General features: G+C 68.2%; 24 protein-coding genes. 13 read left to right on the top strand and 11 right to left on the bottom strand.

The features are described 5' to 3' along the window. Positions 1 to 2 precede the first annotated feature (2 nt). The 5 genes from PV781_RS11335 (at position 3) to PV781_RS11315 (ending at position 5,177) form a co-directional block, all read left to right on the top strand. Entirely contained in the window at positions 3 to 638 is a 636-nt protein-coding gene (locus PV781_RS11335; RefSeq protein ID WP_274775741.1) for a peroxiredoxin, read from the top strand. A gap of 226 nt (positions 639 to 864) precedes the next feature. Further along, positions 865 to 1,917, top strand: coding sequence for an alpha/beta hydrolase (locus PV781_RS11330; RefSeq protein ID WP_274775740.1), 1,053 nt, complete (start codon positions 865 to 867; stop codon positions 1,915 to 1,917). A gap of 62 nt (positions 1,918 to 1,979) precedes the next feature. Next, positions 1,980 to 2,252: a DUF6460 domain-containing protein gene (locus tag PV781_RS11325; RefSeq protein ID WP_274775739.1), complete on the top strand. Its 273-nt coding sequence runs from the start codon at positions 1,980 to 1,982 to the stop codon at positions 2,250 to 2,252. Beyond that, on the top strand, positions 2,249 to 3,580 hold the full coding sequence (locus PV781_RS11320; protein ID WP_274775738.1) for an MATE family efflux transporter: 1,332 nt from the start codon (positions 2,249 to 2,251) through the stop codon (positions 3,578 to 3,580). The genes PV781_RS11325 and PV781_RS11320 overlap by 4 nt, the downstream gene beginning before the upstream one ends. 58 nt (positions 3,581 to 3,638) lie before the next feature. Continuing rightward, positions 3,639 to 5,177 carry an FAD-dependent monooxygenase gene (locus PV781_RS11315; protein ID WP_274775737.1) on the top strand — a complete coding sequence of 513 codons (1,539 nt, stop codon included), beginning with the start codon at positions 3,639 to 3,641 and terminating at the stop codon, positions 5,175 to 5,177. A 27-nt stretch (positions 5,178 to 5,204) separates the two neighbouring features. Here PV781_RS11315 and PV781_RS11310 read toward each other — a convergent pair whose 3' ends face one another. The 3 genes from PV781_RS11310 to PV781_RS11300 all read right to left on the bottom strand — a co-directional run bounded on the left by PV781_RS11310 (position 5,205) and on the right by PV781_RS11300 (position 6,472). Then, complete coding sequence (locus tag PV781_RS11310; protein WP_274775736.1) at positions 5,205 to 5,474, bottom strand: hypothetical protein; 270 nt, start codon at positions 5,472 to 5,474, stop codon at positions 5,205 to 5,207. A 133-nt stretch (positions 5,475 to 5,607) separates the two neighbouring features. Then, the gene (locus PV781_RS11305; RefSeq protein ID WP_274775735.1) at positions 5,608 to 5,994 is read right to left on the bottom strand and encodes a TIGR02301 family protein; all 387 of its coding nucleotides are present in this window, start codon (positions 5,992 to 5,994) and stop codon (positions 5,608 to 5,610) included. Positions 5,995 to 6,025: 31 nt separating this feature from the next. Further along, the gene (locus PV781_RS11300) at positions 6,026 to 6,472 is read right to left on the bottom strand and encodes an NUDIX hydrolase (RefSeq protein WP_274775734.1); all 447 of its coding nucleotides are present in this window, start codon (positions 6,470 to 6,472) and stop codon (positions 6,026 to 6,028) included. Between the two features lie 230 nt (positions 6,473 to 6,702). On the opposite strand from PV781_RS11300, the gene PV781_RS11295 reads away from it, so the two are divergent. Continuing rightward, positions 6,703 to 7,266 (top strand): HD family hydrolase, encoded by a 564-nt coding sequence (locus PV781_RS11295; RefSeq protein WP_274776148.1) that lies wholly within the window; start codon positions 6,703 to 6,705, stop codon positions 7,264 to 7,266. Beyond that, entirely contained in the window at positions 7,263 to 7,769 is a 507-nt protein-coding gene (locus PV781_RS11290; protein WP_274775733.1) for a tyrosine phosphatase family protein, read from the top strand. Before PV781_RS11295 ends, PV781_RS11290 begins: the two co-directional genes overlap by 4 nt. 4 nt (positions 7,770 to 7,773) lie before the next feature. Here PV781_RS11290 and PV781_RS11285 read toward each other — a convergent pair whose 3' ends face one another. Further along, positions 7,774 to 8,130: a DUF952 domain-containing protein gene (locus PV781_RS11285; RefSeq protein ID WP_274775732.1), complete on the bottom strand. Its 357-nt coding sequence runs from the start codon at positions 8,128 to 8,130 to the stop codon at positions 7,774 to 7,776. Positions 8,131 to 8,566: 436 nt separating this feature from the next. On the opposite strand from PV781_RS11285, the gene PV781_RS11280 reads away from it, so the two are divergent. Continuing rightward, entirely contained in the window at positions 8,567 to 9,253 is a 687-nt protein-coding gene (locus PV781_RS11280; protein WP_274776147.1) for a helix-turn-helix transcriptional regulator, read from the top strand. 36 nt (positions 9,254 to 9,289) lie between these two features. Here PV781_RS11280 and PV781_RS11275 read toward each other — a convergent pair whose 3' ends face one another. After that, complete coding sequence (locus tag PV781_RS11275) at positions 9,290 to 10,945, bottom strand: cisplatin damage response ATP-dependent DNA ligase (protein ID WP_274775731.1); 1,656 nt, start codon at positions 10,943 to 10,945, stop codon at positions 9,290 to 9,292. Then, a complete protein-coding gene (locus PV781_RS11270) occupies positions 10,942 to 11,991 on the bottom strand; it encodes a ligase-associated DNA damage response exonuclease (protein ID WP_274775730.1) in 1,050 nt (349 codons plus the stop codon). Before PV781_RS11270 ends, PV781_RS11275 begins: the two co-directional genes overlap by 4 nt. A gap of 54 nt (positions 11,992 to 12,045) precedes the next feature. On the opposite strand from PV781_RS11270, the gene PV781_RS11265 reads away from it, so the two are divergent. Continuing rightward, on the top strand, positions 12,046 to 12,963 hold the full coding sequence (locus tag PV781_RS11265) for a class I SAM-dependent DNA methyltransferase (RefSeq protein WP_274775729.1): 918 nt from the start codon (positions 12,046 to 12,048) through the stop codon (positions 12,961 to 12,963). A 30-nt stretch (positions 12,964 to 12,993) separates the two neighbouring features. Here the strand turns inward: PV781_RS11265 and pheT are convergent, their stop codons facing one another. The 4 genes from pheT to rpmI all read right to left on the bottom strand — a co-directional run bounded on the left by pheT (position 12,994) and on the right by rpmI (position 17,335). After that, entirely contained in the window at positions 12,994 to 15,405 is a 2,412-nt protein-coding gene (gene pheT / locus PV781_RS11260) for a phenylalanine--tRNA ligase subunit beta (RefSeq protein ID WP_274775728.1), read from the bottom strand. Positions 15,406 to 15,426: 21 nt separating this feature from the next. Then, complete coding sequence (gene pheS / locus PV781_RS11255; protein WP_274775727.1) at positions 15,427 to 16,536, bottom strand: phenylalanine--tRNA ligase subunit alpha; 1,110 nt, start codon at positions 16,534 to 16,536, stop codon at positions 15,427 to 15,429. Between the two features lie 207 nt (positions 16,537 to 16,743). Beyond that, positions 16,744 to 17,106: a 50S ribosomal protein L20 gene (gene rplT / locus PV781_RS11250; protein ID WP_121622522.1), complete on the bottom strand. Its 363-nt coding sequence runs from the start codon at positions 17,104 to 17,106 to the stop codon at positions 16,744 to 16,746. Positions 17,107 to 17,134: 28 nt separating this feature from the next. Continuing rightward, a complete protein-coding gene (gene rpmI / locus PV781_RS11245; protein ID WP_274775726.1) occupies positions 17,135 to 17,335 on the bottom strand; it encodes a 50S ribosomal protein L35 in 201 nt (66 codons plus the stop codon). Between the two features lie 729 nt (positions 17,336 to 18,064). Between rpmI and PV781_RS11240 the strand changes: the two genes are divergently transcribed. Beyond that, positions 18,065 to 18,226, top strand: a complete 162-nt coding sequence (locus PV781_RS11240; protein WP_274775725.1) for a BA14K family protein — start codon at positions 18,065 to 18,067, stop codon at positions 18,224 to 18,226. Positions 18,227 to 18,430: 204 nt separating this feature from the next. Beyond that, entirely contained in the window at positions 18,431 to 18,964 is a 534-nt protein-coding gene (locus PV781_RS11235; RefSeq protein WP_274775724.1) for a BA14K family protein, read from the top strand. A 104-nt stretch (positions 18,965 to 19,068) separates the two neighbouring features. On the opposite strand, the gene infC is transcribed toward PV781_RS11235, so the two are convergent. Further along, positions 19,069 to 19,605 (bottom strand): translation initiation factor IF-3, encoded by a 537-nt coding sequence (gene infC / locus PV781_RS11230; protein WP_274776146.1) that lies wholly within the window; start codon positions 19,603 to 19,605, stop codon positions 19,069 to 19,071. A 278-nt stretch (positions 19,606 to 19,883) separates the two neighbouring features. On the opposite strand from infC, the gene PV781_RS11225 reads away from it, so the two are divergent. Beyond that, the gene (locus PV781_RS11225) at positions 19,884 to 20,741 is read left to right on the top strand and encodes a DUF3108 domain-containing protein (protein ID WP_274775723.1); all 858 of its coding nucleotides are present in this window, start codon (positions 19,884 to 19,886) and stop codon (positions 20,739 to 20,741) included. Between the two features lie 247 nt (positions 20,742 to 20,988). Further along, positions 20,989 to 22,389, top strand: a complete 1,401-nt coding sequence (locus PV781_RS11220; RefSeq protein ID WP_274775722.1) for a glutamine synthetase family protein — start codon at positions 20,989 to 20,991, stop codon at positions 22,387 to 22,389. Positions 22,390 to 22,412: the final 23 nt, after the last annotated feature.

The raw sequence follows: 22,412 nt of genomic DNA, 5'->3' as shown, positions 1-22,412 counted from the left end.
CCATGACGCTGCGCCTGGGAGATGTGGTCCCCGATTTCACCGCCGAGACCACGCAGGGCCCGGTCAGCTTCCATGAATGGCTGGGCGATGGCTGGGGCGTGCTGTTCTCGCACCCCAAGAACTTCACCCCGGTCTGCACCACCGAGCTCGGCCAGGTGGCGCACTTGAAGGGCGAGTTCGACAAGCGTGGCGTCAAGGTCATCGGCCTGTCCGTGGACAGCCTCGACAACCATCCCGCCTGGGTCCAGGACATCGCCGATGCCACCGGCGCGCAACTCAACTTCCCGCTGATCGCCGATGCCGACCGCAAGGTCTCCGACCTCTATGACCTGATCCACCCCAATGCGAGCGACACCGCCACCGTGCGCTCGGTGTTCGTGATCGGGCCGGACAAGAAGCTGAAGCTCACCCTCACCTATCCGGCGAGCACGGGCCGCAACTTCCAGGAAATCCTGCGGGTGATCGATTCCCTCCAGCTGACCGCCCAGCACGCGGTCGCAACCCCGGTGGATTGGAAGCAGGGCGATGACGTCATCATCGTCCCCTCCGTCTCCGACGAGGCCGCCAAGGCCAAGTTCCCCGAGGGCTGGAAGACGGTGAAGCCGTATCTCCGCGTGGTGGCCCAGCCCGGCAAGTGAGGCCCGTTTCCTCAAGGCCTTTCGCCCGCGCGCGTGGCGTTCATGCGCCGCGCGCATCAATACGCAGAAAACACGCATTGGACTTTGGTCTAAGCTCAGCTGAAATCCCCGGTGAATGCCCCAGCTGAAGGGTCTGGGGCATTCCCACAATCGCCTGGACCTCCGGCCGAAGCGCCGGGGCGGACCGGGTTCATGGAGATGCCACCGGCATCCCGGGGAGGCCTGAATGAAGTCCACGCTTGCAGCCGCCGTCACGTCCACGCTTCTGGCCTGCGCCGCCGCAAGCGGCCCTGCCCCTGCTCTGGCACAGCAGCCGCCCATCAGCCTGAAGGCCATGGGCTCCTTCCATATCGGCGGCAAGACCTTCGAGATCTCGGGCAAGCCGGTGAAGGAGGTCCTGTTCTCGCCCGGCGGCGTGCCGGCCAAGATCGACCCCAACGGCACCTACATCGCCGGTCAGATGTATGTGCAGTATTTCATTCCCCAGGAGGAGCGCGGCGCCTATCCCCTGCTCATGTGGCACGGCGGCGGGCTCACGGGCGTGACCTATGAGACCACGCCCGATGGCCGCGAGGGCTGGCTCAACTATTTCCTGCGCAAGGGCTGGGCGGTCTATAATTCCGACGCCGTGGAGCGCGGCCGCTCCGGTTGGGCGCAATATCCGGACATCTTTCCCGGCGAACCGGTCTTCCTGACCGTCTCCGGCCCCTTCGACCGCTTCCGCATCGGCGATGGCGCAGGCTCCTGGTCGGATGATCCGGCCAAGCGCAAGGTGCTGCCGGGCAACCAGTTCCCGGTGGACGCCTATACCCAGTTCATAAAGCAGAACGTGCCGCGCTGGACCACCACCGACAGCCTCATCCTCGACGCCTACAGCCAGGAGATCGAGAAGGTCTGCCCCTGCGTGATCCTGGTGCACAGCCAGGCCGGCAAGTTCGGCTTCGACATGGCCCAGAAGCACCCGGACAAGGTGAAGGCGCTCATCGCCGTGGAGCCCGCCGCCGTAGGCGATCCCAAGCTGGCGGCCAAGCTCGCGGGCGTGCCGGTCCTCATGCTGTATGGCGACTATATCGAGACCGACAGCCGCTGGCCGACCATCCGCCAGCGCGGCATGGACTTCGCCAAGCTGGTTCGCGAGGCCGGCGGCACGGTGGATGTGGTCAACCTTCCCGAGAAGGGCATCAAGGGCAACAGCCACATGATCATGATGGACCGCAACAGCGACGAGGTGGCCGGCCTCATCCAGACCTGGCTCGCGGAGAAGAAGCTGTATCGCTAAGCGCCTGCCTCCCGTCCGGCGCAGCCCCGTGCTAGATCGGGCCGCACCGGACGGAGGTTGCCATGGCGAATGACCAGCTCACGCGTTTTTTCGGCGGATCGCCGACCATGGTCCTGCTGCGCCTGGTCATCCTGTGCGTGGTGGTGGGGGTCATCCTCGCCGCCATCGGGCTTGATCCGCGCAACATCCTCGACAGCCTGGTGAGCTTTGCCCATGGCCTCTATGACCTCGGCTTCGGCGCGGTGGAACGGGTCTGGCGCTATTTCCTTCTGGGCGCCGTGGTGGTCATCCCCCTCTGGCTGCTGCTGCGCCTCTTCAACGGCCTGGGACGGTGAACACCGCCCTGACCGCGAGCCCGGAGGCGGTGACGCACCGCCGGGTGCTCGCCATCGCGCTGCCCATGACGGTGGCGCACCTGACGACGCCGTTCCTGGGGATCATCGACACCGCCGTGGTCGGGCGTCTCGGCGATGCCGCGCTTCTCGGCGGCGTCGCCCTGGGCGCGGTGGTGTTCGACTTCCTGTTCTGGGGCTTCGGCTTCCTGCGCATGGGCACCGTGGGCCTTGCCGCCCAGGCGCTGGGGCGCCGGGACAAGCTGGAGGAGCGGGCGGTCCTCGCCCGTGCCCTGATGCTGGCCCTTGTGTGCGGCCTGGCCCTCATCCTGCTGCGCCATCCCATTGAGACTGCGGCGCTGGCGCTGGGCGGGGCGTCGGCCGAGGTGAACGCGGCGGTGGCCACCTATTTTCAGGTGCGCATCTTCGCCGCCCCCTTCAGCCTCGCCAATTATGCCCTGCTGGGCTGGCTCACGGGGCTCGGCCGCACAGGGCACGCGCTGGCGCTGCAGGTGGGCATCGGCCTCCTCAACACCGCCCTGACCATCTGGCTGGTGCTGGGCCTCGGCTGGGGCGTGGCGGGGTCCGCGGCGGGCACGCTGGCGGCCGAGATGGCCGGCGCGCTGGTGGGGCTTGTCCTGTGCGCCCGTCTGCTGGGGTTCCGCCTCGCCGTCCCCCGCGCGGTGCTGCTGGACCGGCGGGAGTTGCTGGCGACGCTCGCGCTGAACCGCGACATCATGATCCGCACGGCCGCCCTCATGTTCGCCTTCGGCTTCTTCGCGGCCCAAGGCGCGCGGGCGGGCGACGTGACGCTGGCGGCCAATGCGCTCCTGAACAACATGGTGCTGCTGGCCGCCTATTTCCTCGACGGCTTCGCCACCGCCGCCGAGCAGATCTGCGGCCAGGCGGTGGGCGCGCGGGACCGCACCTCCTTCATGAAGGGCATGCGGCTGGTGATCCTGTGGGGCTTTGGCGTGGCGATCGCCGCCTGCCTTGCCTATCTCAGCGCCGGGCCGATGGTGATCGACCTCATGACCACAAATGCCGAGGTGCGGGCCGCCGCGCGGACATTCCTGGTCTTCGCGGCCATCCTGCCGATGGTGGGCGTGTTCGCCTATGCCTTCGACGGCATCTATATTGGTGCGCTCTGGTCGCGGGACATGCGCAACCTCATGGTGGCGGCGCTCGCCGCCTATCTCATGGCCTTCTTCGCCCTCTCATTCCTGGGCAATGCCGGGCTGTGGCTGTCGCTTCTGGTGTTCCTGGCGGCGCGCGGCGGCTTCCAGGCCCTGCGCCTGCCCGCTTTGGTGCGTGGAACATTCTCAGCTTGACCCTTGCGTGCATCCATCGTTCCCTGGAAGGTGGTGGGACAAGCAGGGAAGTTCGAAGATGGCGCCGCCCTCCCCCGTTCTCATCGTCGGCGCCGGCCCGACCGGCCTGACGCTGGCCAACGCCTTGCTGACACAGGGCATTGCCTTCCGCATCATCGACAAGCTCGCCGCTCCCGCCACCGTCTCAAAGGCGCTGGCGGTGTGGAGCGGGAGCCTTGAGGCCTTCGGGGCGCTGGGCCTTGCCGAGCGCTTCATCGCCGAGGGAATGCGGATGGAAAACATCCGAATTGGAGACACTTCCCACCCCCTCGCCGCCATGCCCATCGCCGAGGGCGTGGACAGCCCGTTCCCCTTCACCCTCATCCTGCCCCAGTCGCGCACCGAGGCCATCCTGGCGGAGCGTCTCGCACGAAGCGGCATCACGGTGGAGCGCGGGGTGGAACTGCTCGGCTTCACCGAGGCCGGCCCCGTGGTGGAAGCCCGCCTCGTGCACGCCGACGGGGACGAGGAGGAAGTGGCCTGCTCTTTCCTGGTGGGGTGCGACGGTGCCCGCAGCGCGGTGCGGCACGGCCTCGACATTCCCTTCGAGGGCTATACGGAGCCCCAGACCTTCATCCTGTCCGACACCCGCATGGAAGGACCGCTCGACCCCGCCTCCATCTATATCTGGTGGAGCCAGGCGGGCTCGGTGGCCCTCTTCCCGGTGACGCCGGGCGTCTGGCGCACCTTTGCCATGCGGGAGGACCCCGCCTCCGACGCGCCCCCGACGCTGGAAGAAATCCAGCGCCACCTCACCGCCTCGGGTCTCGGCGTGGTGGCCCATGATCCCACCTGGCTGTCCGCCTTCCGGGTGAATGAACGCCTGGTGGCCAGCTATGGCCGGGGACGGGTGTTCCTGGCGGGCGATGCCGCCCACATCCACAGCCCGGCCGGTGGCCAAGGGATGAATACGGGCATCCAGGATGCCATGAATCTCGGCTGGAAACTTGCCACCGTCCTGTCCGGGCGAGGGGTGGCCGACGCGGTCCTGGGCAGCTACGAGGCCGAACGACGGCCGGTGGCCCGCCACGTGGTGGCGGGTGCGGCCCAGAAATTGCGGTTCGGCATGGTGTCCACGAGCACCGCGACGCGGGTGGTGCGCGACGCCCTGGTCTCGGTGGCCTCGCGGGTGCCGGCGGTGCGGCGCAAGCTACAGGTGGAATTGTCGGAGACCGACATCGCCTATGACAGCGGCCCGCTGATCGAGGCGGTGGAGCGCACCACCGCCCGCGGGACGCCCGCGCCCGGCCACCGGGCCCTGGATGCCACCTTCGACGGCACCACCCTCTGGCCGCGCCTTTCCGGTGCCCGGCACACCTTGCTGCTCCTGGGAGCCCCCGATGCCCACGGGGCCCTGCGGGCCCATGCGGCGCGCATCGGGCCGGCGCTGGGCATCGAAGAGAGCGAGGCGCCCGAGCTTCTGCAGCGCTATGGCTTTTCGGAACCCGGGTGGGTGCTGGTGCGGCCGGACCAGTTCATCGCCGCCCGTGGACCCGCACGGGACGACAGGGCCTTCCTGGCCTATGCGCGCCTGGCCTTGGAGCCGGCGGAAGCCTGAGACGAACCGCCGGGATCTCCCGGCGGATTATTGGCGCGGGCCGATCACCGTATATTCCCCGGCGCGGATGCGGGCGGAGAGGCTCTCCACATAGTCCGCGCAGGCGTCCTCCCCATAGGTGGAGACGAGGCGGCGCAGGGCGGTGAACAGGGCCGCATGCACCATGCAATCCTCGTCCAGGCCATCCCGCATGGCTTCCACCCAGGCATCGTCCAGGTAGGACAAGGCCGCATGGCGCTCGTCGGACGCGGCCTCGGCGATCTCCTTGGAGGGACGGTATGAACTGATGCTGGACAAGGGGGCCTCCGGCGCGCCGTCTCCCGGGCGCGCCCTTTCACTAGCACAGCACGACCGCGCGTCGTGGAAGTTCTAAACGAAAGGTTAACGGCCCTTGAAGAGGCCCCGCACAATCGCGTGGGCCGACAGCGCGTCAGTTTCCGCCGTAGCGCACGACGATTTCGTGGGAGAGGCGGGCCCCTTCGTCCAGCTGGCGCTGAACCGCCACGGCGGCGGCCGGCGTGCAGGTGCGATAGACCTGCGCATAGCTGTTATAGCCCTGGTTGAAGGCCGCCACGAGCCGGCTCTTGCGGGTGTCGGAAGGTTGCTCGGTCTCAATCAGGCCCTGCATCTCGTTGCGCCAGCTCTGGGCCTCCGCGCTCATGCCGCACAGGGGGCGCAGATAATGCAGCCCGCCCAGGATTTCGGCGAGACGCAGGAGATCGCTCTCGTAAGGCGGCGTCGAGCCTTCCGCCGCGCGCGCGCCGGCCCCGCCTAAGGCGACACAGAGGAGAGCAAGGAGCACGGCAGCCAGGCGCATGCGTGTGTCGTCGCGCGTTCCGGGCGCCGGGTCAAGCCGCGCCGGTCGCCGTCGGGAGCGACACGAGACCCGCGGCGCGCGCGACCACATCGGCAAGGCCGCGCGTGGTGGCAAGGCCCGCCACCTCCTCCGGGCGAAACCATCCGATCTCGGTTGCCTCCTCCCCCACCTGCGGCTCGCCCGCCAGCCAGAGGGCGGCATGGGCAATGACGACGAAATGGCTTTTCAGCACGCCCGCTTCGTCCGTGGTGATGAAGTCCAGCACCGCCGCGACGCCCAGCACCCGCGCCTCGACCTGCACCTCTTCCATCACCTCCCGTGCCGCCGCCTGCGCCACGGTCTCGCCCGGCTCCACCCGCCCGCCGGGCAGGCTCCACAGGCCAAGGCCGGGATTGAAGCCGCGCCGGGCCAGAAGCACCCGCCCCTCGCGGAACACGGCGGCGCTGGCGGCAAGCGTGGGACGGACCGGCTGTGTCATCGGGGCCTTGCTCCTGCGGTGCGCCTCCTTATACCCGGAGGACGGCCCGGGCCAGCGCGTCGCGTGCGCGGGACCGGGACGGAAAGGCGCCCCCCCCTGGGGCCCGCCTTTCGTGTCGTGAGTGAAGGCTGATCGAGTTTCAGATGGCGCAGACGCCCCAAACCCCATCCCCTGGCCGCGCGCCCGCCGCCGGCAAGGCCGCGCCCCCTCCCCCGCGCGCCTGGCAGCGCATGCTCTCCGGACGGCGCCTCGACCTGCTCGACCCCTCCCCGCTCGATGTGGAAATCGAGGACATCGCCCATGGCCTGGCGCGTGTCGCGCGCTGGAACGGCCAGACGCGGGGCGACAATATCTTCTCGGTGGCCCAGCATTCCCTCCTGGTGGAACGCCTCGCCCGCCGCACCGCGCCCAATATCGAACCGCGCTGGCGCCTCGCCGTACTGCTGCATGACGCGCCCGAATATGTCATCGGCGACATGATCTCGCCCTTCAAGGCGGTGCTGGGCGGCGACTACAAGGCGGTGGAGGCGCGCCTGCTGGGGGCGATTTCCATCCGCTTCGGCCTGCCGCCGGTGTGGCCGGACGCCCTGGTGAAGCTGGCCAAGGGCGCGGACCGGGCTGCCGCCTATCTGGAGGCGACCCACCTTGCCGGGTTCGAGCCGCAGGAAGCCCTGGCCTTTTTCGGCCGCCCAGTGCGGCTCGACGACACGGTCGAGAAGGATTATCTGACACCCTGGACGGCGGATGCGGCGAAGGCCCGCTTCATCGCCCGTTTCGAGGAGCTTGCGCCATGATCCATGTCTGCTCCCTCGCCCGTCTCCATGCGACGGTGGAGGCCACCGGCGCCCGCCATGTGATCAGCCTGATCAATGGCAATACGGTGTTCACCCGTCCCTCGAACGTGGACCCCACCAACCACCTCTTCCTTGGCATCAACGACATCGTGGAAGAGATGGAAGGCCTCGTCGCCCCAGGCGAGGCGCATATGAACGAGCTGCTGGAATTCGTGCGCGCCTGGCCGCGCGAGGCGCCGCTGGTGATCCATTGCTATGCGGGCATTTCCCGCTCCACCGCCGCCGCCTATGCCACCGTGTGCGCGCTGCTGCCCGAGCAGGACGAGGCGGAGATTGCCACGCGCCTGCGCGCCGCCTCCCCCACCGCGACGCCCAATGCGCGCCTGGTGGCGCTGGCGGACCGGGCGCTGCGGCGGGACGGCCGGATGGTGCGCGCCATCGAGTCCATCGGCCGGGGCCGCGACGCCTATGAAGGCGAGCCCTTTTCCCTTGCCCTGATCTGAAGCGTCAGGCGGACAGATCGGGAAAGGCGTGGACGCCGTCCGCCCCCAGCGGCAGCGGCTTCACCCAGAGCACCGCCGACAGGGGCAAAGGGCCATAGAGGTGGGGAAACAGTGCGCCGCCCCGGGAGACTTCCCAGCGCAATCCCTCTGCCAGAGCCGTCGCATCCACCGCCACCAGCAAGAGGTCACCCTGCCCGGCGAAATGCTTGCGCGCGGTCTCGGCCACCTGGGCGGCGGTCGAGAAGTGGATATAGCCGTCGGCGAGGTCCACCGGCGCGCCCCCGAACCGCCCTGCCGCCTCGGCCTCAGCCCAGAGGGCCGCAGGGGCGATCTTGAAAACCACGGGATCGGTGCCGGTCATGCGCTCGTCTCCTTCTTCCGCCGGCTCTACAGCATGGCCGCGTGCCCTTGGGAAGATGGGGCCCGGTTGCGCCACAGTATTGCGGACGCCCGCACTGCGGGTTTTCACCCTCGCCTGCAACTCACCGACCTCGGGACAGCACTCGCCTGAAAGCTGTGGCGGTGCGATAAAGTCTTGAGGAGGCGTGGCAATTCAAATGTCCTGGGCGGGGGAAAACAGAAGCGTTGCTTTAAAGACAAAATTCCTGGACAGGGACGCATTTAAACCATATTTTCCTAAAGGCGAGGAGAGCTGTGCGCACCCGATGGCAGCAGTTCTCCTTCTGGCGTGACGGGGGGCGGTTGGGGCGAGCAGGGCGCTCTCTCCGGTCTCCTGCCTGCGCATGGGGCGCAGGCGACGCTTTCAGCGCTTCGGCTTGACGGAACGCCACATGCAGATGCTCACCCACGGCCAGGTGTGGACCGCCCTCGACCGCCTCGCCGCCTTGCACGGCCTCTCGGCGTCGGGGCTCGCCAAGAAAGCGGGGCTTGATGCCACCGCCTTCAACCGCTCCAAGCGCATCACCGCGGACGGGCGCCCCCGCTGGCCCTCCACCGAGAGCATCGCCAAGGTGCTGGATGCCACCGGCGCCAGCATCGAGGATTTCACCGCCCTCCTCGAAGGACGGGAGCCGCCGCCCCCGGCCCCGCGCCCGCCCCATCCCGGCTTTGCCGAGGAAGCGCCCGCGCCCGCCCGGGTGCGCACCATCCCCCATCTCGGCCTCGCCCAGGCGGGCAAGGGCGGCTATTTCGACGATGCCGGCTTTCCGGTTGGCGCGGGCTGGGACGAGATCGTCTTCCCCGGCGTCGAGGACGAGCATGCCTATGCGCTGGAAATCGCGGGCGATTCCATGCTGCCGGTCTACCGGGAAGGCGACATTGTCATCGTCTCCCCCACCGCCTCCGTGCGGCGCGGCGACCGGGTGATCGTCAAGACCCGCGAGGGCGAGGTGCTGGCCAAGGAGCTGGTCCGCCGCACCGCCCGCACGGTGGAGCTGCGCTCACTCAATCCCGACCATGAGGACCGCCAGTTCGCCACCACCGACCTGTTGTGGATCGCGCGGGTGATCTGGGTCACGCAGTAAAGCCGAGGGCGCGGGGCGTTCAGGCGCGGGGCGGTTTCAGTCCTGCGCCACGCCCGGTTCGGTGCGCAGCAAGGCTTCCAGCGACTCAAGCCGGTCCGCCTCGCGGGGCGGCTTGTCCCAGCGCAGGCGGGCGATGCGGGGAAAGCGCATGGCCACCCCCGAGCGATGCCGGGCCGAGCGGGCGAGCCCCTCGAACGCCACTTCCAGCACCAGCCCCTCGTCCGCCGTGTGCACCACCTCCCGCACCGGGCCGAACTTGTTGACCGTGTGGCCCCGCACGAAGCGGTCGATCTGCAACAGCTCCGCGTCGGTGAAGCCGAAATAGGCCTTGCCCACGGGTACCAGAACCTCCTGCCCCTCGGCCACCGTCCAGACCCCGAAAGTGTAGTCGGAATAATAGGACGAGCGCTTGCCGTGGCCGCGCTGGGCATACATGAGCACCGCATCCACGGAGTGGGGATCGCGCTTCCACTTCCACCACGGTCCCTTGGGACGGCCGGGCAGATAGAGGCTGTCCACCCGCTTGAGCATCACCCCCTCCACCGCCTCGGCATCCTCCCCCGCCCCGGCGGAGGCCGGCTCGGCGCGGGCGGCGACCAGCTCCTCCCAGGTGGCGAAGGGGACGAGCGGGGAGAGATCCAGCCGGGGCGAGGCGGTGCGCGCGACCAAGGCCTCCAGGCGCGCGCGGCGCTCCAGGAAAGGCAGGTCGCGCAGGTCCTGGGTGCCATCCACCAGCAGGTCATAGGCCCGCACATGGGCGGGGAAGTCCCGCAGCATCTTCGGGGTCACGGCCTTCCGGTTGAGGCGCTGCTGCAGGACGTTGAAGGACTGGACGCGCCCCTCCTTCAGGATCAGCAATTCCCCGTCTATGGCACCCTCGAAGTCCAGGGCCTCCATGAGGTCCGGGAAGGCGGGGGAAATATCCTCCCCGGTGCGGCTATAGAGGCGCGCCATGCGGCTCCCATCCGCCATGCGCCCCGCCACCGCCTGGACGCGGATGCCGTCCCATTTCCACTCGGCGCGGAATTCGGAGGGGGCGAGAGTTTCGAGGTCGGCCGCCTCCAGGGGATGGGACAGCATGACCGGCCGGAACGGGGCGGGATTGTCGCTGCGGGGCGCGGGACCGCGCCCTTCCACCCAGGCGAAGAGATCCAGATAAGGCGGCGTGAGACCGGGCCAGACCAGTTCCACCGCGTCCGGCTCCAGGTCGCCCAGGCTCGCCACCGCCGTCTTGGCGAGGCGGGCGGACGCGCCCACCCGCAAGGCGCCGGTGATAAGCTTCAGGAGCGCCCAGCGGCCGGTCTCGTCCAGGCCGTCCAGCCAATGCGCGAGACGCTGGGGCAGCTCGCGCTTGGGCGTGGTGTGGAGCGCCTCGATGATCTCGGACAGTTCCGGCGAACGATTCGGCCGCGCCTCGGGCGCTACCGGCCACATGAGGGCCACCGTCTCCGACAGGTCGCCCACATAGTCATAGGACATGGCGAACAGGACCGGATCGGTGCGCTCGGCAATGAGGCCGCGCACGAGGCCCGGCTTGGCATTGGCGAAGGACAGCGCCCCGGTGAGGGCGGCCAGCGCAAAGCCGCGCTCGGGATCGGGCGTCGAGCGGAAATAGTCCGCCATCAGGCGGATCTTGGCATTTCGGCCGGCCTCATAGCCCATGCGGTCGAGAAGAGCGGCGAAGCGGTTCATGGCGCCGCCTCCTTGGCCTCGGACGTGGGAGCAGGAGCCGCCTCCTCTTCCTCCTCCCCATAGCCGACCATGTGGAGCGGACGCGCCCGAAGGCCCTTTGTGCCGGCCCAATGAACAAGGGCATCCTCGGCCCCATGGGTGACCCACAGCTCCTCGCAGCCGGTGGCGAGGGTGGAGGCGATGAGCCCGTCCCAGTCCGCATGGTCGGAGACCACCAGCGGCAGGTCGACGCCCCGCTGGCGCGCCCGCGCGCGCACCCGCATCCAGCCGGAGGCAAAGGCGCTCACGGGCTCGGGAAAGCCGCGCAGGAACAGGTCGGAGAGCGCCATGGGCGGGGCGATGACCACCGCGCCCGCCAGCTCCGCCTTCTTCAGGCCGCGCACCGGGCGCAATTCACCGAGCGGGATGCCCTGGCTGACATAATAGGCGCTGATGGCCTCCAGCGCCCCATGGATGAGGATGGGCGCGCTAAAGCCGGCCTCCCGCATCAGCGCCATCATGCGCTGCGCCTTGCCCAGCGAATAGGCGCCCACCACGTGGGTGCGCTCCGGGAACAGCCGCACGGAGGCCAGCAGCTTGGCCGTCTCCGCCGCCGCATCGGGATGGCGGAAGACCGGCAGGCCGAAGGTCGCCTCGGAAATGAAGACATGGCAGCGCACCGGCTCGAACGGCGCGCAGGTGGGATCAAGAGCGTCCTTGTAGTCACCCGACGCCACGATGGTGAGCCCGCGCCAGGACAATTCCCATTGCGCCGAGCCCAGCACATGGCCCGCCGGATGGGGCGTGAGACGCACGCCGCCCACCTCCACGCTCTCCCCATAAGCCACCGGCTGGCTGGCGCCGGCAAATCCTTCCCCATAGCGGATGGCCATGAGGCGCAGGGTTTCCTCCGTCGCCAGCACATGGCCGTGGCCGGCGCGGGCATGGTCGGAATGGCCGTGGGTGATCACCGCCCGGTCCACCGCGCGGGTCGGATCGATGTAGAAGTCGCCGACGGGGCAATAAAGGCCGCGGGGCGAAGGACGCAGCAGGTCTTCCGGGCGCATGGTTCTCCGTTATATGGGGGCGCGATCCATAAGGGCGAGACCAGGTAGCGCGCCATGTTGCATTCTTCGGGACATCCCGCCCTCGACCGGCGCCTGGACTGGGCGCGCTCTTATGCGGAAGGCGGCGACCGCGAAGCCGCCGAAGGCATGCTGGCGGACCTGGTGGAAGAGGCGCCGGATTTTCTCGCGGCGTGGTTCCTCTTGGGCGAGGTGCGGGAGGGGCTGGGCCAGACCGCCGCCGCTATCGCCGCCTATGAGGCGGCCCTGGCCCGTGATGCCGCCGACCCGCTGGGCGCGGCCTTGCGCCTCGCCCGCCTCGGCGCGCGGCCGGCGGAAGGGGCCATGTCGGCGGATTTTGTCCGCACCCTGTTCGACCAATATGCCGGCCGATTCGACACCGCCTTGCGGGAGAAGCTCTCCTATCGCGGGCCGGAGGTGCTGGCGGCGGCGGTGGAGGCGGCCTGCCGGCGCCTCGGCCGCGCCCCCGCCTTTGCCCGCGCGCTGGATCTGGGATGCGGCACCGGCCTCGCCGCGCCGCTGTTTGCCCCCTGGTGCACCGTGCTGGAGGGCGTGGACCTTGCCCCCGCCATGGTGGAGCGCGCGGAGCGGCTCGGCCTTTATGCCGCGCTCCATGTGGGGGAGATGGTGGCCTTCCTGCGCGACCAGGAGGCTCGAAGCGCCGATCTGGTGCTGGCGGCGGATGCCTTCTGCTATCTCGGCGATCTTGCCGACATTCTTGCCGCCGCGCGCACAGCGCTAGAAGAAGAAGGGCTGCTCGCCTTCACCGTTGAGACCCACGAGGCGGACGGCGTGATCCTGCGCGACACCCTGCGCTATGCCCATGGCCGCGCCTATGTGGAGCGCGCGCTCGCTAAGGCCGGGTTCACGCCCCTGGAGCTTGCCGCCGTCTCCACCCGCACCGAAAAAAGCGTGCCGGTGCCGGGACTGGTGGTGGTGGCGCGGGCGGCCTGAGCCGCCCGCACCCATCCCTTAAGACCGAGATCACGCACGCAGCGTGGCGCCGGTCTTCTTGGTCACCTCGGCGACGATCTTGCCCGCCACCGTCTCGATTTCCGCATCGGTGAGCGTGCGTTCGCGCGGCTGGAGAGTGACCTCGATGGCCACCGACTTCTTGGCCGCGTCGATGCCCGCGCCCTCATAAACGTCGAACACGCTCGCCCCGGTGATGAGCTTCTTGTCGACGCCCTGGGCCGCCTTGAGGATATCGGCCGCGCCCACCGTCCGGTCGACGATGAAGGCGAAGTCGCGCCGCACCGGCTGGAAGGCGGAGAGGTCGATGAGGGGCTTCACCTTGGTGGCCTTGGCCTTGGGCTCCGGCACCCGGTCCAGCGTCAGCTCGAACGCCACCAGCGGGCCGGACACGTCGAGCGCCTCCAGCACCGTGGGGTGCAGCTCCCCGAACACGCCGATCACGTTCGGCCCCAGGCGGAAGCTGCCCGAGCGGCCGGGATGGTACCAGCCGGGCGCATCCGCCGTGACCTGGAGATTGCCCACCGGCGCGCCGCAGGCGGCAAGCGCTGCCAGCGCGTCCGCCTTGGCGTCGAACACATCCACCGGCTTGGCCGCGCCCGACCAGTGGCGGCCGGCGCCAAAGGGCTTGGCAGTCGCCCGGCGCAGGCCGGCGGCGGACATGGTCTGGTCCTTGGGCTGGTCACCCGCGAACACCTGGCCCACCTCGAACAGGGCCACGTCGCCATAGCCCCGGTCCGCATTGGCCTGGGCCGCGCGGATGAGGCCGGGCAGGAGGCTCGGGCGCATGTCGGAGAGGTCGGATGCGATGGGGTTGGACAAGGCCAGTTCCGGCTTGCCACCGCCAAACAGCTCCGCCTGCGCCTTGGAGACGAAGGACCAGGTCACCGCTTCCACAAGACCGCGGGCGGCCAGCGCCCGGCGGGCCTTGCGGGTGCGCAATTGCAGGGCGGTGAGCACCGGCCGGCGGCCACCGCCATCCCGCGGCAGTTCGGTGGAAGGCACGCGGGCGAGGCCCAGGATACGCACCACCTCTTCCACCAGGTCCGCCTTCCCCTCCACGTCTGCGCGCCAGGAGGGCGGCACCACCTGCACCACAGGCGCAGACCCGCTCACCACGAAGCCGAGCCGCTCCAGCACGCCGATCATCTCAGCCTCGGAGGCCTCGAGGCCAGACAGGCGCTTCACCTCGGAGAGGGGGAAGTCGAGGGTGCGGCGGGTGTCGGGCTCGGCGCCCGCCACCACCACCTGCGAGGGCTCGCCGCCGCACAGGTCCATGACCAGGCGCGTGGCCAGTTCCAGGCCGGGCAGCGCGAAGGCAGGATCGATGCCGCGTTCGAACCGGAAGCGGGCGTCGGAATTGATGCCGAGCTTGCGGCCGGTCTGGGCGATGTTGATGGGCTCCCAGAGGGCAGATTCGATCACCACGTCGGTGGTGTCCTCGTCGCAGCCCGATTCCTCGCCGCCCATGATGCCGGCGAGGCTCTCCACGCCCTTGTCGTCGGCGATCACGCACATGGTGTCATCGAGCGCATAGGTGCGCCCGTCGAGCGCCAGGAGGCTCTCGCCCGTCCGGCCCCGCCGCACCACAAGGTCGCCATGAACCTTCTTCAGGTCGAAGACATGGAGCGGCCGGTCACGGTCCATGGTGAGCAGGTTGGTGATATCCACCAGCGCATTGATGGGCCGCAGGCCGATGGCGCGCAGCTTGGCCTGGAGCCATTCGGGCGACGGGCCATTCTTCACGCCCCGCACCACACGCAGCGCGAAGAGCGGGCAGAGGGAGGGCGTGTCGCCGAAGTCGAGCCGCACCTGGACCGGCGAGGGGAAGGTGCCTTCCACCGGCTTCACGTCGCGGGTCTTCAGCGTGCCGAGGCCGGCGGCGGCCAGATCGCGCGCCACGCCCCAGATGCCCAGGCAATCGGCCCGGTTGGGGGTGACGGCGATCTCGATGACGGGATCGCCAAGGCCGAGCACTTCGGCAAACGGCGCGCCGACGGGCGCATCCGCCGGCAGTTCCAGGATGCCGTCATGCTCTTCGGAGAGGCCCATCTCGCGGGCCGAGCACAGCATGCCCCGGCTTTCCACGTCGCGGATCTTGCCGATCTTCAGTTCCGTGCCGGTGGCGGGGATGACCGTGCCGGGGGCGGCGAAGACGGTCTTCAGGCCCGCCCGCGCATTGGGGGCGCCGCACACCACCTGGATGGGCGCGCCGCCGGTGGAGACGGTGCAGACCCGCAGCTTGTCGGCATTGGGGTGCTTCTCGGCGGTCAGCACCTCGCCCACCACGAAGGGGGCAAGCGCCTTGGCCTTGTCCTCCACCCCTTCCACCTCGAGCCCGATCAGGGTGAGGAGCTCGACGATCTCGTCGAGGGAGGCGGTGGTGTCCAGATGCTCCTTGAGCCAGGAGAGGGTGAATTTCATGATCTCAGATCCTCTTCCAGCTCACGCGCTCAGCCCGCCCGCCAGGGTGGGGAAGTCCAGGGGCCGGAAGCCGTAATGGGAGAGCCAGCGCACATCGGCCTCGAAGAAGGCGCGCAGGTCGTTCATGCCGTATTTCAGCATGGCGATGCGGTCGATCCCCATGCCCCAGGCAAAGCCCTGATACTCGTCCGGGTCGATGCCGCAATTGCGCAGCACGTTGGGATGCACCATCCCGCAGCCCAGGATTTCCAGCCAGTCATTGCCCTCGCCGAACCGGATCTCGCCGGGGCGGGAGCGGTCGCACTGGATGTCCACCTCCATGGAAGGTTCCGTGAAGGGGAAGAAGGAGGGGCGGAAGCGCATGGTCACGCGGTCCACCTCGAAGAAGGCCTTGCAGAACTCCTCCAGGATCCACTTCAGGTGACCCAGATGGGAACCCTTGTCGATGACGAGGCCCTCCACCTGGTGGAACATGGGCGTGTGGGTCTGGTCGCTGTCGCAGCGATAGGTGCGGCCGGGGCAGATGACGCGGATGGGCGGCTTCTGGGTGAGCATGGTGCGCACCTGCACCGGGGAGGTATGGGTGCGCAGCACCTTGCGCTCGCCATCGGGGCCGGGCGGCAGGAAGAAGGTGTCGTGCATCTCCCGCGCCGGATGGCCAGCAGGGAAGTTCAGCGCCGTGAAGTTATGGAAGTCGGTCTCGATGTCCGGCCCCTCCGCCACCGCGAAGCCCATGTCGGCGAAGATGGCGGTCAGTTCCTCGGTGACCTGGGCGATGGGGTGCACGCGGCCGATCTCGGCCGGCGTCTCGCGCAGGGGCAGAGTGACGTCCACCCGCTCGGTGGCGAGGCGGGCCTCCAGGGCGGCGGCCTTCAGCGTCTCACGGCGCACGGCCATCAGGCCCTGGATGCGGTCGCGCAGGCCGTTAATGGCCGGTCCCATCATCTTGCGCTCGTCGGGGCTCATGGCGCCCAGCGACTTCAGAAGCTCGGAGACCGAGCCCTTCTTGCCCAGCGCGGCGATGCGCACCTGTTCGAGGGCCGCCTCGTCGCCGGCGGCCAGGATGCCGCTTGCGATCTCGCGCTCCAGCGCGTCGAGGCCGGGATGATCGGTGAGAACGAGTTCGGACATGGACCCTAGTCCTTTAATGGCTCGCGCGCGGTCGAAGCACGATCACGGCACAATCGAGGCGCAGCCCTGGGGGATGGCCGGTGGACCCGGCGACGAAGGCATCCCGGAGAGGGCGCGGTCTTATAGCCAGCCCATCCCCAAGACGAAAAGCCCCGAACGGAATTCCGCCGGGGCTCATCGGGTCTCGGAAAGGGCGGGGGTGAAAGGTCAGGCCAGAGCGGCCTTGGCCTTCTCCACCAGGGCCTTGAACGCGTCGGGCTCGTGGATGGCGATATCCGAGAGCACCTTGCGGTCGACCTCGATCCCGGCCTTGCCGAGACCATCGATAAATCGAGAATAGGTCAGGTCGAGATCAAGGGCGCGCACGCCGGCATTGATGCGCTGGATCCACAAGGCGCGGAAGTTCCGCTTCTTCACCTTGCGATCGCGATACGCATACTGCATCGACCGCTCGACGGCGGACTTCGCAGCGCGGATGGTATTCTTGCGACGGCCGTAAAAGCCCTTGGCGGCTTTGAAGACCTTCTTGTGCTTGGCGTGGGACGTAACGCCACGTTTGACGCGGGCCATGGGAAATCTCCTTCAGATCGCGGTGGCGTCAGCCGTTCGGCAGGAACGACTTGCGGATGATGCGCGCATCGCTCTCGCACAGGATGGTGGTGCCGCGCAGATTGCGGATCTGGTTGTTGGTCCGCTTGATCATGCCGTGGCGCTTGCCGGCCTGGGCCGCAATCACTTTTCCCGAACCCGTCAGGCGGAAGCGCTTCTTCGCTCCCGACTTGGTCTTCATCTTGGGCATTTGGCTCTCCGTGGCCGAGACGCATCGCGCGCGGGGCGCAACCTCTCCAGCCGGTTGTTGCTGTGAGCATCAGGGACCAGCGCGGCAGCCCTTTATCAGCCGGCCGGTCCGAAGGCCGCACTCGTTACAGGAGGCGCGCCGAAAAGGCAAGCCGCCTCACGGACGCCGCGAAGGTGCCCAAAGGCGCCCTGTTGGCGCCCTCATGCCGCCGCGTCACTTCTGTGAGATGGACCAAACCAAGCGGATCAAAAGCTTGTCGCCGCGCCTTCTATCAGGTTGTCGGCAAGGAGACGTCCCATGCGCAGCACGCTGTGTCTTTCATCCGCCCTCCTCACCGCCGCCCTGATGCTTCCCACGTCGGGAGCGCAGGCCCAGGCCTTGCGCCTCGGGGCGGCTCCACACCTCAAGGCCACGGCCCTGGCCTCCCCCCTGGCCGCCGAGCAGGTCCAGTATCGCGGCGGCCCCGGATGGGGCGGTCGGCCGGGCTGGGGCGGACGCCCCGGCTGGGGACCTGGACCACGCCCCGGATGGGGGCCAGGCCCGCGACCCGGCTGGGGCGGCCCCGGATGGGGGCCTCGCCCGGGATGGGGGCCGGGATGGGGGCCTGGTCCACGGCCGGGCTGGGGGCCTGGTTGGGGACCTCGGCCGGTCTGGAACGGGGGCTGGGGCTATGCGCCCGGCTATGGCCCAGGCTGGGGCTGGGGACCGGGCTGGGGCTTCGGGCCGGGCTTGGCCACCGGCATCATCATCGGCTCCGCCGCCGCCAGCCCCCCGCCGCCAGCGCCCGCTTATGGCAATTGGGTCGCGTATTGCTCCCAGCGCTTCAAGTCCTACAACCCGCGCACCGGCACCTATCTGGGCTATGACGGGCGGCGCCACGCCTGCCCGTGAGCCGCAGCAGCCCTTCATCCGCCGCCCTCGGGCGGCGGATGTTCATTTGGACAACCCCTTGTGATTGTTTAGTCTTAGCGCACGCGCCCTGCGCCTCCCCTGCCAAGGGGAGCGCCTTTTCCGCCCCGGCCTGGCATCACAGGTCCGCGAGCCGGATGACCTCAATCGCCCGTCTGGCGTTGTTTCCGCAAGGAGACATTGCCAATGAAACGCACTTCTCACAGCTTCAAGGGCCGCGTCATGGCCGTGGCCGCGGCGGGCGCCTTCTTCCTGTCGGGCATTGCGGGCGCCGCCGCCGGCGCACTCGGACCCGTGGCCCCGCTGCAGGGAACGGCCCTGAAGGGCCAGGGCGCGGCCACCGAGGTCCAGTATCGAGGCGACCGCAACTGGCGCAGTGGCCCAGGATACCGGGGTAAGCCGGGCTGGCGCGGGAATCCAGGCTGGCGTGGCAATCCCGGCTATCGCGGCCCGGGCTGGCGCGGCGGTCCTTACGCCTACGGTCCCGGCTACCGCAATTGCGGTTGGGGCGGGTGTAACAACAATGGTGCGGCCGTCGCGGCCGGTGTGATCGGAGGCTTGGCCCTTGGGGCAGCCGCGGCTGCCGCCGCCAACAATTCCGCCTCAGCCCGCGCAGGCGGGAGCGACTGGGTGGCCTATTGCTCGTCCAAGTACCGCTCCTTCGATCCGGCAAGCGGCACCTATCTGGGCTATGACGGCAAGCGCCATGCCTGTCAGTAAGTCCTGACCGGTGCATGTGCCTCCAACGGCGAGGCAACCGCTAGAACGCAAAACGCCTCCGCGGCATCCGCGGAGGCGTTTTCACGAAGACAGTCTCGCGCGCGTCAGCGCGGCGCGAGAATCATGATCATCTGGCGGCCTTCGAGCATGGGCTCGGCTTCCACCTTGGCGATGGTGGACACATCTTCCTTCAGCTTCTGAAGCAGCTTGAAGCCGATGTCCTGATGGGCCATCTCGCGTCCACGGAAGCGCAGGGTCACCTTGACCTTGTCGCCTTCCTCAAAGAAGCGCTGCATGGCCTTCATCTTGACTTCGTAGTCATGGGTGTCGATGCCGGGGCGAAGCTTGATCTCCTTGACCTCGACCACCTTCTGCTTCTTGCGCGCCTCGCTGGCCTTCTTCTGGTTCTGGTATTTGAACCGGCCGAAATCCAGGATCTTGCACACCGGCGGCGCGGAGTTCGGCGAGATCTCCACGAGATCGAGCCCGGCCTCCTGAGCCAGCAGCAACGCGTCGCGCGTGGCCATGACGCCCAGGTTCTGGCCTTCCTGGTCGATGAGCTGAACTTCGCGGATGCGGATCTCTTCGTTGACGCGCGGGCCATCCTTCTCCGGCGCGACGGGTCTCATGGGGCGGCGAATGGCGATAATCTCCTCTGCCATTGAACATGACCGGACGTGGCACAGCCGGCGCGGATCGACGCGCCTAGGCCCGGCACCATGTCAGGCGAAGAGGGAACATCGGGATTGTCGTGCTTAAAGTCAATGACCAACAACGGTTTCGCGGCGATTGGCGCACATCGCGCCTGCCGCTTCCGCGGCCTCGGCGCGCCGCAGCCACAGTTCAGCCGCCTTCCGGCGCCATGCGATCAGTCATGATGCATCGCCCCGCTGAACCACTCGTGGGCAGGGAAACCCGCATGATGCAAGCGTTTTCTCACCTTGCGTCCAAGGCGCCGCTGGCCGCGCTTCTGGGAAGCGGACTTCTCGCCTCGGTCTCTCCCGCCGCGGCGGATGGCCAGCTTGAAGCCAAGTATGCGTTGTCGCTGGCGGGGATCGAGGTGGGCCGCGCGGAAGTGACGGTAAACGCCACCGATGCGGGCTACGACATTCTGGGAACCGGCCGGGTGACGGGCGTCCTGCGCGCCGTTTCGTCCGGCAAGGGCAGCGTGGCGGCGCGCGGGGGCATGGCGGCCGGCAAGTCCGTGCCACGCCTGTTCGTCGTCAGCGCCCGGGCCGACGGCAAGGACGAGCTGATCAAGTTCGCCATCACTGACAATGTGGTGAAGGACCTGGATGTCAGCCCGCCGCCCAAGCCCTATCCCGACCGCATCGAAATCACCGACGCTCATCTCCTCAACGTGACCGATCCGTTGACGGGCGCGTTCGTGTCCGTTCCGGGCAAGGCCGACATGCTCTCCGCCGCCGCCTGCGACCGGACCGTGCCGGTCTTCGACGGCCGGCAGCGCTACGACATCGTCCTGTCCTTCGATCGGGTCGAGGACGTGAAGATCGAGAAGGGCTTTGCCGGCAAGGCGGTGGTGTGCCAGGTGCGCTATGTCCCCGTCGCCGGGCACCGCCCGACCCGCAGCACCGTCAAATACATGCAAGAAAACAAGGATATGTCCGTCTGGCTGGTGCCGATCGCGGGCACAAGGCTGATGGCCCCGTTCAAGGTGCAGGTGGCCACCTTGGTGGGCACCGTCCTGTTCGAGGCCACCAGCTTCAAGACGGAAGCCAAGGAGAAGACCATCCCGGTGAATTCACCCAAGCCCTAGGACCAGATCCTAGGACGCTTTCGGCCCAGGCCGTGAGAGTGCGCCGCGCGTTTGTGACCCGCCCGGCGTAACCCACGACTTTTGAGAGGGGGCGAAGCGCGAACTGGACTTCGACGCGATTCGCTCGCGATTCGTTCCGCTCCCGTTCCCCTAAATCCCGAAATGAAACTGCGACGCCCGCGTTGACACCTCGCCGTGTGGAGGTGTTCCCTTGGCGGGCGTGCGTTTGGTCACGCCAGAGGACATCATGGCGAAACGAAAAGCGGGCGATCAGGAAGCGGCTCAGATGCCGCGCGGTGTGAAGACCCTTGCCGAAGCGAAGGCCTGGATGGCCGCGCGGGGCATTACGGAAATCGAGTGCACCGTGCCGGATCTCGCCGGGGTGGCGCGCGGCAAGATCATGCCGGCGTCGAAGTTCTTCTCCTCGCCCGTCATGAACCTGCCGCTCTCCATCTTCTTCCAGACCATTTCGGGCGAATATCCCGACTATGACGGGCTGGTGGATTCGGTGATCGCCGATTCCGACCTGGTCATGGAGCCGGACTTCTCCACCCTGTGCACCGTGCCTTGGGCCCAGGACCCCACCGCCCAGGTGATCCACAACGCCTTCCACCGCGACGGCCGCCCCGTGGAACTGGCGCCGCGCCAGGTGCTCAAGCACGTGCTCGGCCTCTATGCCAAGCATGGCTGGAAGCCGGTGGTGGCGCCCGAGATCGAGTTCTACCTGGTGGAGCCCAACACCGACCCGGACTATCCGCTGAAGCCGCCGGTGGGCCGCTCGGGCCGGCCCGAGATCGGCCGCCAGTCCTATTCGATCCAGGCCGTGAACGAGTTCGACGCGCTGTTCGAGGACATCTACGACTATTCCGAGGCCCAGGGCCTGGAGATCGACACGCTGATCCACGAGGACGGCGCGGCGCAGATGGAAATCAACCTGCGCCACGGCGACCCGCTGGAACTGGCGGACCAGGTGTTTCTGTTCAAGCGCACCATTCGCGAGGCGGCGCTCAGCCACAAGATCTACGCGACCTTCATGGCCAAGCCCATCGCCAACGAGCCGGGCAGCGCCATGCATATCCACCAGTCGGTGGTCTCGGCGGAGAACGGCAAGAACATCTTCTCCGACGAGGACGGCGATCCGACGCCCGAATTCTTTTCCTTCCTGGCCGGCCACCAGAAATACCTGCCGGCGGTCATGTGCATCCTGGCGCCTTATGTGAATTCCTACCGGCGCCTGACCCGCGATTCCATGGCGCCCATCAATGTGCAGTGGGGCTATGACAACCGCACCGCCGGCCTGCGCGTGCCGCCGGCGACACCCGCCGCGCGCCGGGTGGAGAACCGGGTCCCCTCGTCCGACGCCAATCCCTATCTGGTCATCGCGGCGTCACTGGCCTGCGGCTATCTCGGCATGATCAAGGGCCTGCGCCCCACCGAGCCGCTGGAGGGCGACGCGAAGAATCTCGACTTCGACCTGCCGCGCGGACTCCTGGAGGCGGTCGCCGCCTTCGAGGAGAATGACGACCTGGCCGAAGTGCTCGGCAAGAGCTTCGTGACCACCTATTCGGCGGTCAAGCAGGCCGAGTTCGAGACCTTCATGCGCGTCATCTCCCCCTGGGAGCGGGAATATCTCCTGCTCAACGTCTGAGGCGCAGCGCTTCCCTGCCGCGC

Origin of the sequence: Aquabacter sediminis (assembly GCF_028863665.1) — a bacterium.
GTDB lineage: Bacteria > Pseudomonadota > Alphaproteobacteria > Rhizobiales > Xanthobacteraceae > L1I39.
This window is presented reverse-complemented; position numbering and strand designations above follow the sequence as displayed.

Coding starts and splice junctions, on each gene's coding strand:
- PV781_RS11335 (WP_274775741.1), top strand. CDS start 3: ATGACGCTGCGCCTGGGAGATGTGGTCCCCGATTTCACCGCCGAGACC.
- PV781_RS11330 (WP_274775740.1), top strand. CDS start 865: ATGAAGTCCACGCTTGCAGCCGCCGTCACGTCCACGCTTCTGGCCTGC.
- PV781_RS11325 (WP_274775739.1), top strand. CDS start 1,980: ATGGCGAATGACCAGCTCACGCGTTTTTTCGGCGGATCGCCGACCATG.
- PV781_RS11315 (WP_274775737.1), top strand. CDS start 3,639: ATGGCGCCGCCCTCCCCCGTTCTCATCGTCGGCGCCGGCCCGACCGGC.
- PV781_RS11305 (WP_274775735.1), bottom strand. CDS start 5,994: ATGCGCCTGGCTGCCGTGCTCCTTGCTCTCCTCTGTGTCGCCTTAGGC.
- PV781_RS11300 (WP_274775734.1), bottom strand. CDS start 6,472: ATGACACAGCCGGTCCGTCCCACGCTTGCCGCCAGCGCCGCCGTGTTC.
- PV781_RS11295 (WP_274776148.1), top strand. CDS start 6,703: ATGCTCTCCGGACGGCGCCTCGACCTGCTCGACCCCTCCCCGCTCGAT.
- PV781_RS11290 (WP_274775733.1), top strand. CDS start 7,263: ATGATCCATGTCTGCTCCCTCGCCCGTCTCCATGCGACGGTGGAGGCC.
- PV781_RS11285 (WP_274775732.1), bottom strand. CDS start 8,130: ATGACCGGCACCGATCCCGTGGTTTTCAAGATCGCCCCTGCGGCCCTC.
- PV781_RS11280 (WP_274776147.1), top strand. CDS start 8,567: ATGCTCACCCACGGCCAGGTGTGGACCGCCCTCGACCGCCTCGCCGCC.
- PV781_RS11275 (WP_274775731.1), bottom strand. CDS start 10,945: ATGAACCGCTTCGCCGCTCTTCTCGACCGCATGGGCTATGAGGCCGGC.
- PV781_RS11270 (WP_274775730.1), bottom strand. CDS start 11,991: ATGCGCCCGGAAGACCTGCTGCGTCCTTCGCCCCGCGGCCTTTATTGC.
- PV781_RS11265 (WP_274775729.1), top strand. CDS start 12,046: ATGTTGCATTCTTCGGGACATCCCGCCCTCGACCGGCGCCTGGACTGG.
- pheT (WP_274775728.1), bottom strand. CDS start 15,405: ATGAAATTCACCCTCTCCTGGCTCAAGGAGCATCTGGACACCACCGCC.
- pheS (WP_274775727.1), bottom strand. CDS start 16,536: ATGTCCGAACTCGTTCTCACCGATCATCCCGGCCTCGACGCGCTGGAG.
- rplT (WP_121622522.1), bottom strand. CDS start 17,106: ATGGCCCGCGTCAAACGTGGCGTTACGTCCCACGCCAAGCACAAGAAG.
- rpmI (WP_274775726.1), bottom strand. CDS start 17,335: ATGCCCAAGATGAAGACCAAGTCGGGAGCGAAGAAGCGCTTCCGCCTG.
- PV781_RS11235 (WP_274775724.1), top strand. CDS start 18,431: ATGAAACGCACTTCTCACAGCTTCAAGGGCCGCGTCATGGCCGTGGCC.
- PV781_RS11225 (WP_274775723.1), top strand. CDS start 19,884: ATGATGCAAGCGTTTTCTCACCTTGCGTCCAAGGCGCCGCTGGCCGCG.
- PV781_RS11220 (WP_274775722.1), top strand. CDS start 20,989: ATGGCGAAACGAAAAGCGGGCGATCAGGAAGCGGCTCAGATGCCGCGC.